Genomic DNA, 13,856 nt, shown 5'->3' with positions numbered 1-13,856 from the left:
AAAGGCTGAAGATCCGGTTAATCCGCGACCGCAAAGGGAAGGACCAGCGGGAAGGAGCCGGCCAGCGTCTGGATATGCACATGGCCGGGCAGGACATGGACCTGCGCCCGGTGGCCGGGATGGCGGGCCAGATCGGCGACGAACTGCATGGTCGCCGGCGCGGGCCCGTCGGGCGGCGGGCCGTCGCTGCCCGAACGCTTCTCGCGGTCGCCCAAGGCCACCAGCAGCGGCAGCGAGGCCGGCGCGGCCTCTTGCGCCACGCGGCGGATCAGCGCCTCGTCCCACCAGATCGAGGGGCTGATCGCGGCATGGCGGGCAAAGCCCTGCGGCCGCGCCAGCAGCGCGTAAAGCGTGAAGAGGCCGCCGAAACTGTGCCCCCAGAGCGTGCGGCGGGCCGGATCGACGGGCAGCCCGGCCTCGGCCGCCGCGCGCAGCGGGCCGGTCAGCCGGTCGTGAAAGATCGCCGCGCCGCCGGCCGTGCGGCCTTCGTGGACATGGTCGGGGCGCAGCCCGTCGCCCGGCCCGTCCGGCGCGGTGAAATCCAGCGTCCGCAACTCGCGCGCGAATTGCCGGTCGGTGTCATAGCCGACGCCGACGATCATCAGCCCGGGGGCCAGCGCCAGATGCTCGGGCGTCAGGAAATCGAAGGCGGCATTGCCGTCCAGCATGTAAAGCACCGGCCAGCCCCCGGCCGGCGCAGGCGCCCTGGGCACGGCCATGAACAGCCGGTAGCCGGGGCCGACCGCCACCACCTGCTGCGACAGCACATGCGTCGGCGCCCCGGTCTGGAACAGGCGCAGCTCGGCCTGCTTCCTGGCGTGATCCGGTCCGACGCGTCCCAGCTGCGACATCATGCGACAATCCTTTCGTTCACAAAACCCTGTGCCTTGCCCGGCCTTAATTGACAAGGACTGTCAGGAATATAGGTTGCCGCCTGACACGAGCCAGCCCGAGTGGTCAGCCAAGTCCGGTCCCTTTCTTCAGGAGTTCCCATGGCCATTCAATCCCGCCGTCCTTTGCAAGCCCTGCTCGGCGCCGCGGCGCTGGCGCTTTCCGTCCTCTCGGGTCCGGTTCTGGCCGAGACCGTCTTCACCAAGCCGCTGGTCGATTTCGCCGGCCGGGTCAGCGCCGGCGGCGCCGAGCGCGCCCCGGTCCACAAGGGCGGCAAGGCGGTGATCGAGGGCGAGAACCTGATCCCCGGCCAGACCGTCACGCTGATGCGCGGCACCACCGCGCTGAACGCCGAGCCGATCACCGTCGATGCCGAGGGCAAGTTCAGCTTCGCGCTGGACATCGATGCCGAGGCCGAGACCGGGTTGCAGCCGGTCGTGGTCATCACCGAAAACCCGGCCTCGGCCCGGGTGGTCGAGCTGAAGGTCTCGCCCGAGGTGCCGGTCGCCGGCGCCGAGAAATTCGCCGTCACCAGCGAGCCGGTGGTGCGCGGCCTTTATCAGGTGAAGTTCAGCGAAGCCGCGAATGCCGCCTTCGTGACCAGCGCGGTCGGCCGGCCGCCGGTCAAGGAATCGAAGCTGGTCAAGATCAACCCCGAGACGCTGCAGGTCGAGGCCGAGGCCACGCCCGGCGCCGCGCCCGCCCGTCCCGACGGCAGCGACGGCGGCGTCTTCGCGGTCTATGGCGTCGATGTCGACGAGGCGAACGGCCATGTCTGGGTGACCAATACCCGCCAGGACACCGCGGCGGTCTACAAGCAATCCGACCTGTCGCTGGTCAAGCAGTTCGAGCCGGGCGCCGTGCCCCATGCCCGCGACGTGGTGGTGGACGAGGCCAACGGCCGCGCCTATGCCAGCGCCACCGGCACGCCCGAGATCAAGGTCTTCGACACCAAGACGCTGGAGCCGCTGGAGCCGATCACCATCCAGTCGCAGATCCGCGGCGAGGAATTCTCGACCATGGCGCTGGACATCGACGAGGCGGGCGGCAAGCTGGTCACCGTCAGCCTCTCCACGCCGGAGGCGGCGCTGGTCGACCTGGCCTCGGGCGAGGTCAAGGTGATCCCGCTGCCCGGCGCCAAGGCGGCCTCGGGCGTGGCCTACGACCCGCAGGAGGGGCTGATCTTCGTCGCCTCGCAGGCCACCGACAACCTGCTGATCGTCAAGGCCGAGACCGGCGAGGTGATCCATGACGTCGCCGTGGGCGCCGGCCCGCTGAACGTGGCCTTCGAGCCGGTCAGCCGTCTGGCCTATGTCGCCAATCGCGGAGCCGGCACCATCGCCGTGGTCAGCCCCGAGGGCGAAATCGTCGCCAATCTCGACGCCGGCAGCTATCCGAACCAGCTGCGCGCCGACGGCAAGGGCAATGTCTGGGCGGTCAACAAGTCGCGGGGCGAGGACGACGAGGCGGGCGACCGCATCTGGCGCATCACCCCCGCCGCGCAGTAAAGAGGGGCACCGACCCCGCCGGGGCGCCCACGCGCGCCCCGGCCTGAGCCAACGGAACCGCCATGATCCTGACCCGCCCGCTGCTTGCCGCCCTTGCCCTGATCGCCTCGCTTGGCGCTGCCGCGGCGGATGTGGTGGCCACCGACATCCTGGGCCGAGAGGTGCACCTGCCCGAGCCCGCCCGCCATATCGTGCTGGGCGAGGGGCGCCACCTGTCGGTGCTGGGCCTGATCCATGACGATCCGGTGGCGCTGGTTTCCGGCTGGCGGCTGGACAAGGCGCTGGACGAGCCGACCATGCGGGCCTATCGCGAGAAATTCCCGGCCATCGACGCCATCCGCCCGATCGGCTCGGGCAATCGCGACATCTCGGCCGAGGCGATCATCGCGCTGCATCCCGACCTGGTGTTGCTGACGCTGATCGACCAGAAGGATCCCGGCATGGAGGTCGCCCGCCGGCAGATCGAGGCGGCGGGCATCCCGGTCGCCTATGTCGACTTCTTCTCGCATCCGCAGGAGAACTCGATCCCCAGCCTGCGCATCCTGGGCAAGCTGACCGGCGCCGAGGAACGCGCCGAGGAATTCGCCACCTTCTACGAAAGCCGGCTCGACCGCATCCGCGACCGGCTGGCCGTGCCGGGCATCACCCGGCCGCGGGTCTTCTTCCATGTCCATGCCGCCGCACAGAACTGCTGCTCGACCGTCGGCACCGGGGTGTTCCATGACTTCATCACCACAGCGGGCGGGCAGAATATCGGCAATGACAGCGTCAAGGGCGTGCTGGGCAATGTCAGCCTGGAATACCTGATCGGCGCCGATCCCGACGTCTATATCGCCACCGGCGGCACGCATATGGCGGCGCGCGGCGGGCTGGTGCTGGGCTCGGGCGTCGATGCGCAAACCGCCCGGGCCAGCTTCGACAGGCTGATCTCGGCGCCCGGATTCTCGTCGCTGCGCGCGGTGGAACAGGGCCGGGCCGCCGGCGTCTGGCACCTGTTCAACGATTCGCCCGTGCATATCGCGCTGATCGAATACCTGGCCAAGACCTTCCATCCCGACCTGTTCGAGGATGTCGATCCCCTCGCCACCCTGGCCGAGATCAACGCCCGCTTCTCGCCGGTCATCGTGCCGGGGACATGGTGGGTGACGCCGGAACAATGAGCGACGCGACGCTTCAGCTTTATCACCGGCAGGGCCGGCGCAACGCCCTGCTGGTCGGGGTGCTGGGACTGGCGGCGCTGGCGGCGCTGCTGCTGGATCTGGTGACCGGCCCGGCCGGGCTGCCGCTGGCCGATACGCTGCGGGCGCTGGCCGGCGGCGAGGTGGCGCGCGGCACCAGCGTCATCGTCTGGGAGGTGCGCCTGCCCGTGGCCTGCATGGCGCTGCTGGTCGGCGCGGCGCTGGCGCTGGCCGGGGCCGAGATGCAGACGGTGCTGGAAAACCCGCTGGCCGAGCCCTTCACGCTGGGCGTGTCCTCCTCGGCCGCGCTCGGCGCCGCCGTGGCGATCGTGCTGGGCCTGACCCTGCCCGGCCTGCCGGCGGTCTGGAGCGTCTCGGGCAACGCCTTCCTGTTCGCGCTCGGCGCGCTGGGGCTCTTGCAGCTCTTGGGCCGCATCCGCGGCGGCGGCCCCGAGGTGCTGATCCTGTTCGGCGTGGCGCTGAACTTCACCGCCGCCGCGCTGCTGTCGCTGCTGCAATTCGTCGCCTCGGCCGATGCGCTGCAACAGCTGGTGTTCTGGACCATGGGCAGCCTCGCCTCGGCGCAATGGCCCGGCGTGGTGCTGATCGCGGTGGTCCTGCTGGTCTCGGTGCCATTTTCCTTCCGCGCGGCCTGGAAGCTGACGGCGCTGCGGCTGGGCGAGGACCAGGCGCGCAGCTTCGGCGTCGATGTCACCGGCCTCAGGCGCTGGACGCTGCTGCGGGTCAGCCTGCTTGCCGCCTCGGCGGTGTCGATGGTCGGGGTGATCGGCTTTGTCGGCCTGGCCGGGCCGCATATCGCCCGGATGCTGGTGGGCGAGAACCACCGCGTCTTCCTGCCCGCCAGCCTGCTGACCGGGGCGCTGGTGATGTCACTGGCCTCGACGCTGTCGAAGACGCTGGTGCCCGGCGTGCTGCTGCCGGTCGGGCTCGTCACCTCGCTGATCGGGCTGCCGATCTTCTTCGCGATGATCCTGCGCGGCAGGCGGCGCTGATGCAGGGGCTGCTGGCGCAGGGCATCTCGGTGCGCTACGGCGCGCGCAGCGTGCTGGAAGGGCTGGACCTGCCGCTGCTGCGCCCGGGCGAGGTCACGGTGCTGGCCGGGCCGAACGCCGCCGGGAAGTCCACGCTGCTGCGCGCCATCGCGCAGCTGCAGCCGCATGGCGGCAAGGTGCTGCTGGACGGCAGGGACCTGGCCCATGTGCCGATGCGCGACCGCGCCCGGCTGGTGGGCTTCATGCCGCAAAGCCTGCCGGCCGGCTCGTCGCTGGTGGCGCTGGAAAGCGTGATCGCGGCGCTGCGCGCGGGCGACACGCTGGGCGCGCGCGGGGCCGATGCCACCGCCATGGCGGTGCTGGACAAGCTGGGCATCGGCGCGCTGGCGCTGGAGCCCCTGTCGGCGCTGTCGGGCGGCCAGCGGCAGATGGTCAGCCTGGCGCAGGCCATCGTGCGCGACCCGCGCCTGCTGCTTCTGGACGAGCCGACCAGCGCGCTGGATCTGGCGCGGCAGGTGCGGCTGCTTTCCGAACTGCGGCGCCTGGCGGCCGAGGGGCGCATCGTCGTCGCCGTGCTGCACGATCTGGCGCTGGCGGCGCAATGGGCCGACCGGATCGTGCTGATGCATGGCGGCCGGACCCATGCCGAGGGTCGCCCGGAAGAGGTCCTGACCCCCGCCCTGCTGGCCGAGGTCTATGGCGTCGAGGCAAGGGTCGAGCGTTGCTCGCGCGGCCGCATCATGGTGCTGATCGACGCCGAACACGCGCCGGGCTAAGGGGCCGGGCTAAGGGCTCGTCAGGCCCGGCGGCCGCTCAATGCGCCCGCTGCCGCGACCGGAAGGGCAAGGGCGCGACCGGGATGCCATCCTCGAGCAGCTTCCTGGCATCCTCCAGCCTGGCCTCGCCATGGATGGCGCGGGCGGGCGCCAGCCCCTCATGCATGGCGCGGGCCTCGGCGGCGAAGGACATGCCGACGTAATCCGAATGTTCCTCGACATGGCGGCGCAGCTTCTCAAGCGCGGCCTCGTGGTCGTTGCGGGGACTGTGCAGGTCGGCGGCCTCGTCGCGGGGCTGGGCGACGCGCGGCGCCATCAGCGCCTTTTCCACCTCGGCCGAGCCGCAATGCGTGCAGGTGACCTGGCCCGCGGCGCGCAGGCTTTCGAACCCGTCCGAGGACCGGAACCAACCATCGAAATCATGGCCTTTGTCGCAACGCAGGGCATAGCGGATCATCTCGACTCCTTTCCCTGTCAAATATCGGGCCGCGCAAGGGCTTATACAAGGTCAGGGCCGCGCCAGACGCCGAATCCGCGCGATCAGCGTTGCGGGATTGCCAGCCCGCGCCAGCAGCAGCGCCCGGGCCGCCGCACCCATGCGGCGCTGGCCCGCGGCGTCCTGCACCAGCGCGGCCAACGCCTGCGGCAGCGCCGCGGCCTCGCAGGGCCGCGCCCCGCCCGCCGCCGCCAGATCGGCATAGTCGCAGGCATGGTTGGCGACATGCGGCCCGTTCAGGATGGCACAGCGCCAGGCGGCCGGCTCCCATGGCGTATGGCCGCCGTGATCGGCGAAGGAACCGCCGGTGACGCAGATGCCGGCGGCGCGATACCACAGCGCCATCTCGCCCAGCGTATCGGCCAGCAGCACCGGAGCGCCGGGCCCGCCGCCCCGGCTGCGGCGGGCGAAATCCAGCCCGCGCGCCGCGATCAGCGCCGCCACGGCGTCGCCGCGCTGGGGATGGCGCGGCGCCAGGATCAGCCGCAGCTCCGGCACCGCCGCGCGCGCGGCGGTCCAGGCATCCAGCATCAGCGCATCCTCGCCCTCATGGGTCGAGGCCGCCAGCACGGTGCGGCAACGCTCCGGCGCATCCTCGCCCGGATCGACACGGGCCGGGCCCAGCAGCTTCAGGTTCAGCCGCGGCGTCAGCGCATCAGCCCGCAGCCCCAGCGCCAGAAGCCGCGCCTCGCTGTCCGCATCCTGCGCCGAAAGCGCGTCGATGCGGGCCAGCATCGGCCCGATCAGCCCCGGCAGCCGGCCCCAGCGCGCCGCCGAGCGCGCCGAGATGCGCGCGCCGACCACCACCTGCGCCACGCCCCGCGCCGCCGCCATGGCCGAGCGGTTGGGCCAAAGCTCGTTCTCGACCGTGACCATCACGGCGGGCCGCACCCGGTCCAGAAAGCGCCCCACCGCCTGCGGCACGTCCAGCGGCGCCAGCGCGCAGGCATGGCCCAGCCGCCGGGCCAGATCGCGCCCGGTCAGGCTGTTCGTCGTCACCACCAGGGGAAAATCCCGCGCCAGTTCCTCGGCCAGCACCTGAACCGAGTTGAGCTCGCCCAGGCTCGCCGCATGCAGCCAGATCCCGCCCGGCGCGGCTTCGGGACCCGAAAGCGCCAGCCGCTCGCGCCAATCCGCCCCGGCCAGCGGCGCGGCCAGATCCAGCGCCCCGCCGGCCAGCGCCGTGGCGCCGCGCCAGATCAACGCAGGGCGGCCTCGGCGGCCTCGCGGATGGCGCGGATGTTCTCGCCATAGGGTGCGCTGTTCGACACCGAACCGCCCCGGAACACCGCCGAGCCGGCGACCAGCACATCCGCCCCCGCCGCCGCGACCAGCGGCGCGGTGGTGGGATCGACCCCGCCGTCGATCTCGATATGCACCGGCCGGTCGCCGATCATGGCGCGCAGGTCGCGCACCTTCTCGATCTGGCTGTAGATGAACTTCTGCCCGCCGAAACCGGGGTTCACCGTCATCACGCAGATCAGGTCGATATCGTCAAGCAGCGGCCGCGCCGCCTCGGCGGGCGTGCCCGGGTTCAGCGCCAGCCCGGCCCTGGCGCCGGCGCCGCGAATGGCCTGAAGCGTGCGGTGGACATGCGGCCCGGCCTCGACATGGGCGGTGATGATGTCGCTGCCCGCCTCGGCGAAGGCCTCGATATAGGGATCGACGGGCGCGATCATCAGATGCACGTCCATCACGCCGCGGATATGCGGCCGGATCGCCTTGCACATGGCGGGACCGAAGGTCAGGTTGGGCACGAAATGCCCGTCCATCACGTCGACATGGACCCAGTCGGCGCCCTGATCCTCGACCGCCCGGCATTCCTGGCCGAAATTGGCGAAATCCGCGGAAAGGATCGAAGGCGCGATCTTGATGCGGCGGTCGAACGTCATGGCTGGCTCCCTGCACATACCCGCTCGGGTTACCGTCCCGGCCCGCCGGCCGTCAACCGGCATGAAAGTCGCATTTCTCCGTTTTCCAAATACTCCGCGGGGGTCCGGGGGCGCGAAGCCCCCGGCTTCCCTCTTGGGCTTTCCGCCGCAGGGCCTATATTGGGACCAAGGCGCCAGGCCGCCACCGGCCCCGCGCATCCGCATTCCGAAGGACTTGTAATGACCGAAACGAAGGATCTTTCCTGGGACGACAGCGTGCTGCCCTTCCAGCTGGAGCGCTCGGGCATGCGCGGCCGCGCCGCGCGTCTCGGGCCGGTGCTCGAACATATCCTGTCGCGCCACGACTATCCGGTCGCGGTCAGCGCCATGGTGGCGGAGCTGACCGCCCTGACCGCGCTGATCGGCCAGACCATCAAGCTGCGCTGGAAACTGTCGCTGCAGGTGCGCGGCAACGGGGCCATCCGCACCATCGCCACCGACTATTACGCCCCCGAGACCGAGGGCGGTCCGGCCCGCATGCGCGCCTGGGCCAGCTTCGACGCGGACCGGCTGCACGAGGGCCTGCCCGGCTTCGACCAGCTCGGCCAGGGCTATTTCGCGGTGCTGATCGACCAGGGCGAGGGCACGACCCCCTACCAGGGCCTGACGCCCCTGGCCGGCGGCTCGCTTGCCACCTGCGCGCAGACCTATTTCGAACAGTCCGAGCAGCTGCCGACCCGCTTCGAGCTGACGGTGGGCCGCGCGCGCATGCCCGGCCAGGCCGAGGAGCACTGGCGTGCCGGCGGCATCATGCTGCAGACCCTGCCCGCCGCCAGCCATGCCGCGCCCGAAGGCGGCACGCTGCAATCCGCCGACATCCTGCAGGGCGCGCAATCCGAGGACTGGAACCGCAGCAGCATGCTGATGGCCACGGTCGAGGCGATGGAGCTGGTCGATCCCGCCCTGCCCCTGCCGAATCTGGTCTTCCGCCTGTTCCACGAGGAGGAACCGACCGCCTTCGAGGTTCAGGACCTGGTCTTCGGCTGTTCCTGCAATGCCGACCGGGTGCGCGGCACGCTGTCGATCTATTCCGCCAAGGACATCGCCCACATGACGAACGAGGACGGCATCGTCACCGCCGATTGCCAGTTCTGCGGCGCGCATTACGAATTCGACCCGCAAAGCCTCGGCTTCGAGGCGACCGTGGATGCCGAGGGCAATCCCCTGCCGCAAGCCGGGGCCGGGGAAAACCGGGCCGCGCTTTGATGACGGCGATCCGCGAGACATTGATGCGGGCCCTGTCGGGAACGACGGGGCCCTCGTCCGATTTCGACTTCGGCGGCGCCCCCGCGCCGGCCGAGGTCGCGCTGCGCCCCGCCGGGGTGCTCGCCGCCTTCGACGCCGCGGACGGGCGGCTGGTGCTGACCAAGCGCGCCTCGAGCCTGCGCCACCATCCCGGCCAGATCGCCCTGCCCGGCGGCAAGGTCGATCCCGGCGATGCCGACGAGGTCGCCGCCGCCCTGCGCGAGGCGCATGAGGAGGTGGGCCTCGATCCCGCCCGGGTCGAGGTGCTGGGCACCATGCCGCCGCATCGCACCATCACCGGTTTCGCCATGACCCCGGTGCTGGCGCTGATCCACGGCCCCTTTACCCCGATCCCCGAGGCCGGAGAGGTCGAGGAAGTGTTCACCGTCCCCTTCGCCCATGTCGCCGATCCGGCCAGTTACCACATCGAGGGCCGGATCTGGCGCGGCGCGCGGCGGGACTATTATGTCGCCCCCTGGGGGCCCTATTATATCTGGGGCGCCACCGCCCGCGTGCTGCATTCCCTGGCGACAAGGCTTTCCGCATGACCCGGCTGACCGCGCCTTTCCTGGACGACCCGGCCCTGGGGCAGGTGCTGGCCGCACTTTCCGCGGGCGGCGCCCAGGCATTGATCGTCGGCGGTGCGGTCCGAAACGCGCTTCTGGGCGAGCCGGTGGCGGATGTGGACATCTCGACCTCGGCCCGGCCCGAGGAGACCGTGCAACTGGCCGAGGCGGCCGGCCTGCGCTCGGTGCCCACCGGCATCGAGCATGGCACCGTCACCGTCATCGCCGATGGCCGCGGCTTCGAGGTCACCAGCTTTCGCCGCGACGTGGAAACCGATGGCCGCCGTGCCGTCGTGGCCTATTCCGACCGCATCGAGGACGATGCGCGGCGGCGCGACTTCACCATGAACGCGCTTTACGCCACCGCCTCGGGCGAGGTGCTGGACCCGGTGGGCGGCCTGCCCGACTTGGCGGCGCGCCGGTTGCGCTTCGTCGGCGACCCGCGCGCGCGCATCGCCGAGGACTATCTGCGCATCCTGCGCTTCTTTCGCCTGCTGGCCTGGTATGGGCGCGAGGCCGACCTGCACGCGCTGGCCGCCTGCCGCGAATTGCGCCAGGGGCTTGCCGGCATCTCGAAGGAACGCATCGGCCACGAGATGCGCAAGCTGCTCGGCGCCCCCGACCCGTCCCACGCCGTGGCGCTGATGGCCGAGGCGGGGGTGCTGCCGCTGGTCCTGCCTGGCGCGGATGCCAGCGACCTGCCGGAACTGGTCGAGATCGAGCGGGAATACGGCACCGGCGCCCTGCCCTGCTGGCCGCGCCGGCTGGCGCTCTTGGGCGCGCCGAACCCGGCCGAGGCGCTGCGCCTGTCGCGGGACGAGGCCCGCACCCAGGACCGGATCGTGCAGGCGCTGACCATGCCTGCGCCCGCCGCCGCCTATCGCCTGGGCCGCGCCAGCGCCGCGCAAGCGGTGCTGATCCGCGCCGCCCGCGGCGACAGGCCCGCCTTCGGCTGGTGCCACGAGCTTGCCCGCGGCGCCGGGGCGAAATTCCCGCTGACCGCCCGCGACCTGATGCCGGACCTGTCCGGCCCCGCCCTGGGCGAGGCGCTGCGCCGGGCCGAGGACGCCTTTGTCGAAAGCGATTTCACCCTGCCGCGCGAGGCGCTGCTGCGGATCGCCCTGCAACAGGAGGCCCGCGCCTGATGCATGATTTCTTCGCCCGCATGATCGACGCCTTCCGCCCGGCCGAGGGCCCGCCGCCGCGCAGCCTGCTGGCCTTTTTCCGCTGGTGCCTGTCGGGCGCATGGCCGGGGCTGACGCTGGCCGCGGTGGCCTCGGCGCTGGGAGGCATCGCCGACGTGGTCTCGGCCGTGCTGCTGGGCTGGGTGGTCGACGCGGTGGTCTCAACCCCCGTGGACCGGATCTGGGCGGACCAGGGCGGGCTGATCCTGGGCTTTGCCGCCTTCTTCCTGCTGATCCGCCCGGCGATCTTCGGGCTTTCGACCGCCAGTTCCAGCGTCATCATCGGGCCGAACATCCTGCCCCTGGTGCTGTCGCGGCTGCATCGCTGGACCATGGGCCATGCGGTGACCTTCTTCGACAACGACTTCGCCGGCCGCATCGCGCAAAAGCAGATGCAGACCGCCCGCGCCGTGACCGACGTGGCGACAGAATTCGTCAACGTGGTGGCCTTTGCCCTGGCCTCGGTGATCGGCTCGGCCGCCTTCCTGGTCTCGGTCGACGGCTGGGGCGCGCTGGCGCTGATGGTCTGGCTGGGCTCCTACGTGCTGCTGATCCGCTTCTTCCTGCCGCGCATCCGCACGCGCTCGGCCAGCCGGGCCTCGGCGCGGGCCATGGTGACGGGTCAGGTCGTGGACACGATCACCAATATCAAGACCGTCAAGCTTTTCGCCCATGCCGAGCACGAGGACCGCGCCGCGCTTGGCGCCATGGCCGGCTTTCGCGAACGCGCGCTGGATTTCGGCCGGGTCAGCACCTGGTTCCGCCTGTCGCTGATGACCATTGCCGGCGCACTGCCGGTGATCCTGGTCGGCGGCACCATCCTGCTGTGGCGGCAGGGCATGGCCACGGCGGGCGACATCGCCGCCGCCGGCGCCATCGCCATGCGGCTGGCGCAGATGACCGGCTGGGTCAGCATGGCGCTGATGGGGGTCTGGGGCTCGATCGGCGAGGTCGAGGACGGCATGAAGACCCTTGCCCCGCCCCATGCCCTGACCGATGCGCCCGATGCCGTCACCCTGGGCCGGGTCCAGGGCCGCATCGACTTCGACCACGTGGATTTCGCCTATGGCCGCGGCGAGGGGCAAAGCAATGGCGGCGGCATCATCGACCTGGACCTTCATGTCGCGGCGGGCGAAAAGCTGGGCATCGTCGGCGCCTCGGGGGCGGGGAAATCCACCATGGTCTCGCTGCTCTTGCGGCTTTACGACGTGGAGGGCGGCGCTGTCCGGGTGGACGGCCATGACGTGCGCGCCGTGACGCAGGAAAGCCTGCGCCGCAACATCGCCATGGTCACGCAGGAAACCGCCATGTTCAACCGCTCGGCGCGCGAGAACATTCTCTACGGTCGCCCCGACGCGACCGAGGACGAGATCGTCGCCGCAGCCAAGGCCGCCGAGGCGCATGAGTTCATCCTCAAGCTGCGCGACCACATGGGCCGCACCGGCTATGACGCGCATCTGGGCGAGCGCGGCGTCAAGCTGTCCGGCGGGCAGCGCCAGCGCATCGCGCTGGCCCGCGCGCTCTTGAAGGACGCGCCCATCCTGGTGCTGGACGAGGCGACCTCGGCACTGGACAGCGAGGTCGAGGCGCAGGTCCAGGACGCGCTGCACCGTGCCATGCGGGGCAAGACCGTGCTGGCCATCGCGCACCGGCTTTCGACCATCGCCGAACTGGATCGCATCGTCGTGCTGGAATCCGGCCGCATCGTCGAGCAGGGCAGCCATGCCGAACTGCTGGCGCTGGACGGCACCTATGCCCGCTACTGGAACCGGCAATCCGGCGGCTTCCTGGGCACCGACGAGCACGAGGAAACCACCGAGGCCGCCGAGTGATCTGGACCGTCGAGCGGCTGGGCCGCAAGGGCGATGGCGTGGCGGTCGGGACCGGGGGCCGCGCGCTGGCGGCGCTGACCCTGCCCGGCGAGGTGATCGAGGGCGAGGCCGAGAACGGCCGCATCGCCAGCCCGCGCATCGTGACGCCTGCGCCCGAGCGGGTGCGCCCGTCCTGCCCGCATTACCGCGCCTGCGGCGGCTGCGCGCTGATGCACGGCTCCGAGGCTTTCGTGAAGGCCTGGAAGGTCGGCGTGGTGACCGAGGCGCTGCGCGCGCAGGGGCTTTCCGCGCCGATCGCGGGGGTGCATGTCTCGCCGCCGCGCTCGCGCCGGCGGGCGGTGCTGTCGGGGCGGCGGACGAAGAAGGGCGCGCTGCTGGGCTTTCACGCCCGCGCCTCGGAGGTGATCGTGGACATTGCCGATTGCCATGTGCTGCGGCCCGCCATCCAGTCGGCCCTGCCGCTGCTGCGGCGGCTGGTCGCCGCCGGCGCCTCGCGCGCGGGCGAGCTGTCGCTGACCGTGACCGACACGCCGGCCGGGCTGGACGTGGCGGTGACCGGCGGCAAGCCGATGGAGCCGGGGCTGTTCCAGACCCTGTCGGCGCTGGCCGACCAGGGCGACCTGGCGCGGCTCAGCTGGGACGGCCAAAGCATTACCCGCCGCCCGCCGGCGCTGCCGATGGGGCGGGCGCAGGTCGTGCCACCGCCGGGCGGTTTCCTGCAGGCCACCGCCGAGGGCGAGGCGGCGCTGCTGGCCGCCCTGCGCGACATGCTGCGCGGCGCCGGCCGGGTGCTGGACCTGTTCGCCGGCTGCGGCACCTTCACCCTGCCCCTGGCCGAGGCGGCCGAGGTCCATGCCGTCGAGGGCCTTGCCGCGCCGCTGCAGGCGCTGGACGCCGCCGCCCGCCGCAGCCCCGGCCTGCGCCGAATCACGACCGAGATTCGCGACCTTGCCCGCCGGCCGCTGCTGCCCGACGAGCTGGTCTATGACGCAATCGTGATCGACCCGCCGCGCGCCGGGGCCGAGGCGCAGGCGCGCGAGCTGGCCCGTTCCGGGGTGGGCAGGCTCGCCTGGGTCAGCTGCGATCCCGTCACTTTCGCCCGCGATGCGCGGATTCTCGCCGAGGGCGGGCTGGCGCTGACGCGGCTCTTCGTGGTCGATCAGTTCCGCTGGTCGCCGCATGTCGAGACCGCGGCGGAATTCCGCCGGCGCTAGCGAAATCTTAATCTCTGTGGTA

13 protein-coding genes are annotated in these 13,856 nt (G+C 71.3%); 9 read left to right on the top strand and 4 right to left on the bottom strand.

Going from position 1 to position 13,856, the window contains the following annotated elements:
• Positions 1–17: 17 nt before the first annotated feature.
• On the bottom strand, positions 18–854 hold the full coding sequence (locus PARJ55_RS0116075; protein ID WP_232215727.1) for an alpha/beta hydrolase: 837 nt from the start codon (positions 852–854) through the stop codon (positions 18–20).
• 138 nt (positions 855–992) lie between these two features.
• On the opposite strand from PARJ55_RS0116075, the gene PARJ55_RS0116070 reads away from it, so the two are divergent.
• The 4 genes from PARJ55_RS0116070 (at position 993) to PARJ55_RS0116055 (ending at position 5,366) form a co-directional block, all read left to right on the top strand.
• A complete protein-coding gene (locus PARJ55_RS0116070; protein WP_051416310.1) occupies positions 993–2,399 on the top strand; it encodes a YncE family protein in 1,407 nt (468 codons plus the stop codon).
• Positions 2,400–2,461: 62 nt separating this feature from the next.
• The gene (locus PARJ55_RS0116065) at positions 2,462–3,559 is read left to right on the top strand and encodes an ABC transporter substrate-binding protein (protein ID WP_028713971.1); all 1,098 of its coding nucleotides are present in this window, start codon (positions 2,462–2,464) and stop codon (positions 3,557–3,559) included.
• Positions 3,556–4,590, top strand: coding sequence for an iron ABC transporter permease (locus PARJ55_RS0116060; RefSeq protein WP_036714324.1), 1,035 nt, complete (start codon positions 3,556–3,558; stop codon positions 4,588–4,590). The genes PARJ55_RS0116065 and PARJ55_RS0116060 overlap by 4 nt, the downstream gene beginning before the upstream one ends.
• Positions 4,590–5,366, top strand: coding sequence for an ABC transporter ATP-binding protein (locus PARJ55_RS0116055; protein WP_028713969.1), 777 nt, complete (start codon positions 4,590–4,592; stop codon positions 5,364–5,366). Before PARJ55_RS0116060 ends, PARJ55_RS0116055 begins: the two co-directional genes overlap by 1 nt.
• A 37-nt stretch (positions 5,367–5,403) precedes the next feature.
• On the opposite strand, the gene PARJ55_RS0116050 is transcribed toward PARJ55_RS0116055, so the two are convergent.
• From PARJ55_RS0116050 to rpe, 3 genes are read right to left on the bottom strand one after another with little or no spacing between them, the layout of a single operon-like run.
• Complete coding sequence (locus tag PARJ55_RS0116050) at positions 5,404–5,823, bottom strand: DUF1178 family protein (RefSeq protein WP_028713968.1); 420 nt, start codon at positions 5,821–5,823, stop codon at positions 5,404–5,406.
• 51 nt (positions 5,824–5,874) lie between these two features.
• Entirely contained in the window at positions 5,875–7,065 is a 1,191-nt protein-coding gene (locus tag PARJ55_RS0116045; RefSeq protein ID WP_028713967.1) for a 3-deoxy-D-manno-octulosonic acid transferase, read from the bottom strand.
• On the bottom strand, positions 7,062–7,754 hold the full coding sequence (gene rpe, locus PARJ55_RS0116040; protein WP_028713966.1) for a ribulose-phosphate 3-epimerase: 693 nt from the start codon (positions 7,752–7,754) through the stop codon (positions 7,062–7,064). Before rpe ends, PARJ55_RS0116045 begins: the two co-directional genes overlap by 4 nt.
• Before the next feature lie 219 nt (positions 7,755–7,973).
• Here rpe and PARJ55_RS0116035 point away from each other — a divergent pair, with 219 nt between their 5' ends.
• From PARJ55_RS0116035 to PARJ55_RS0116015, 5 genes are read left to right on the top strand one after another with little or no spacing between them, the layout of a single operon-like run.
• Complete coding sequence (locus PARJ55_RS0116035) at positions 7,974–8,999, top strand: Hsp33 family molecular chaperone HslO (protein WP_028713965.1); 1,026 nt, start codon at positions 7,974–7,976, stop codon at positions 8,997–8,999.
• Complete coding sequence (locus tag PARJ55_RS0116030; protein ID WP_028713964.1) at positions 8,999–9,586, top strand: CoA pyrophosphatase; 588 nt, start codon at positions 8,999–9,001, stop codon at positions 9,584–9,586. Before PARJ55_RS0116035 ends, PARJ55_RS0116030 begins: the two co-directional genes overlap by 1 nt.
• Positions 9,583–10,749, top strand: coding sequence for a CCA tRNA nucleotidyltransferase (locus tag PARJ55_RS0116025; RefSeq protein WP_028713963.1), 1,167 nt, complete (start codon positions 9,583–9,585; stop codon positions 10,747–10,749). Before PARJ55_RS0116030 ends, PARJ55_RS0116025 begins: the two co-directional genes overlap by 4 nt.
• On the top strand, positions 10,749–12,620 hold the full coding sequence (locus tag PARJ55_RS0116020) for an ABC transporter ATP-binding protein (RefSeq protein ID WP_028713962.1): 1,872 nt from the start codon (positions 10,749–10,751) through the stop codon (positions 12,618–12,620). The genes PARJ55_RS0116025 and PARJ55_RS0116020 overlap by 1 nt, the downstream gene beginning before the upstream one ends.
• Positions 12,617–13,834 carry a class I SAM-dependent RNA methyltransferase gene (locus tag PARJ55_RS0116015; protein ID WP_028713961.1) on the top strand — a complete coding sequence of 406 codons (1,218 nt, stop codon included), beginning with the start codon at positions 12,617–12,619 and terminating at the stop codon, positions 13,832–13,834. Before PARJ55_RS0116020 ends, PARJ55_RS0116015 begins: the two co-directional genes overlap by 4 nt.
• The last annotated feature ends 22 nt before the right edge of the window (positions 13,835–13,856 follow it).

This window comes from Paracoccus sp. J55 (assembly GCF_000513975.1).
Lineage (GTDB): Bacteria > Pseudomonadota > Alphaproteobacteria > Rhodobacterales > Rhodobacteraceae > Paracoccus.
Note: the sequence above shows the minus strand (reverse complement) of the source record. Positions and strands in the feature narration are given on the sequence as shown.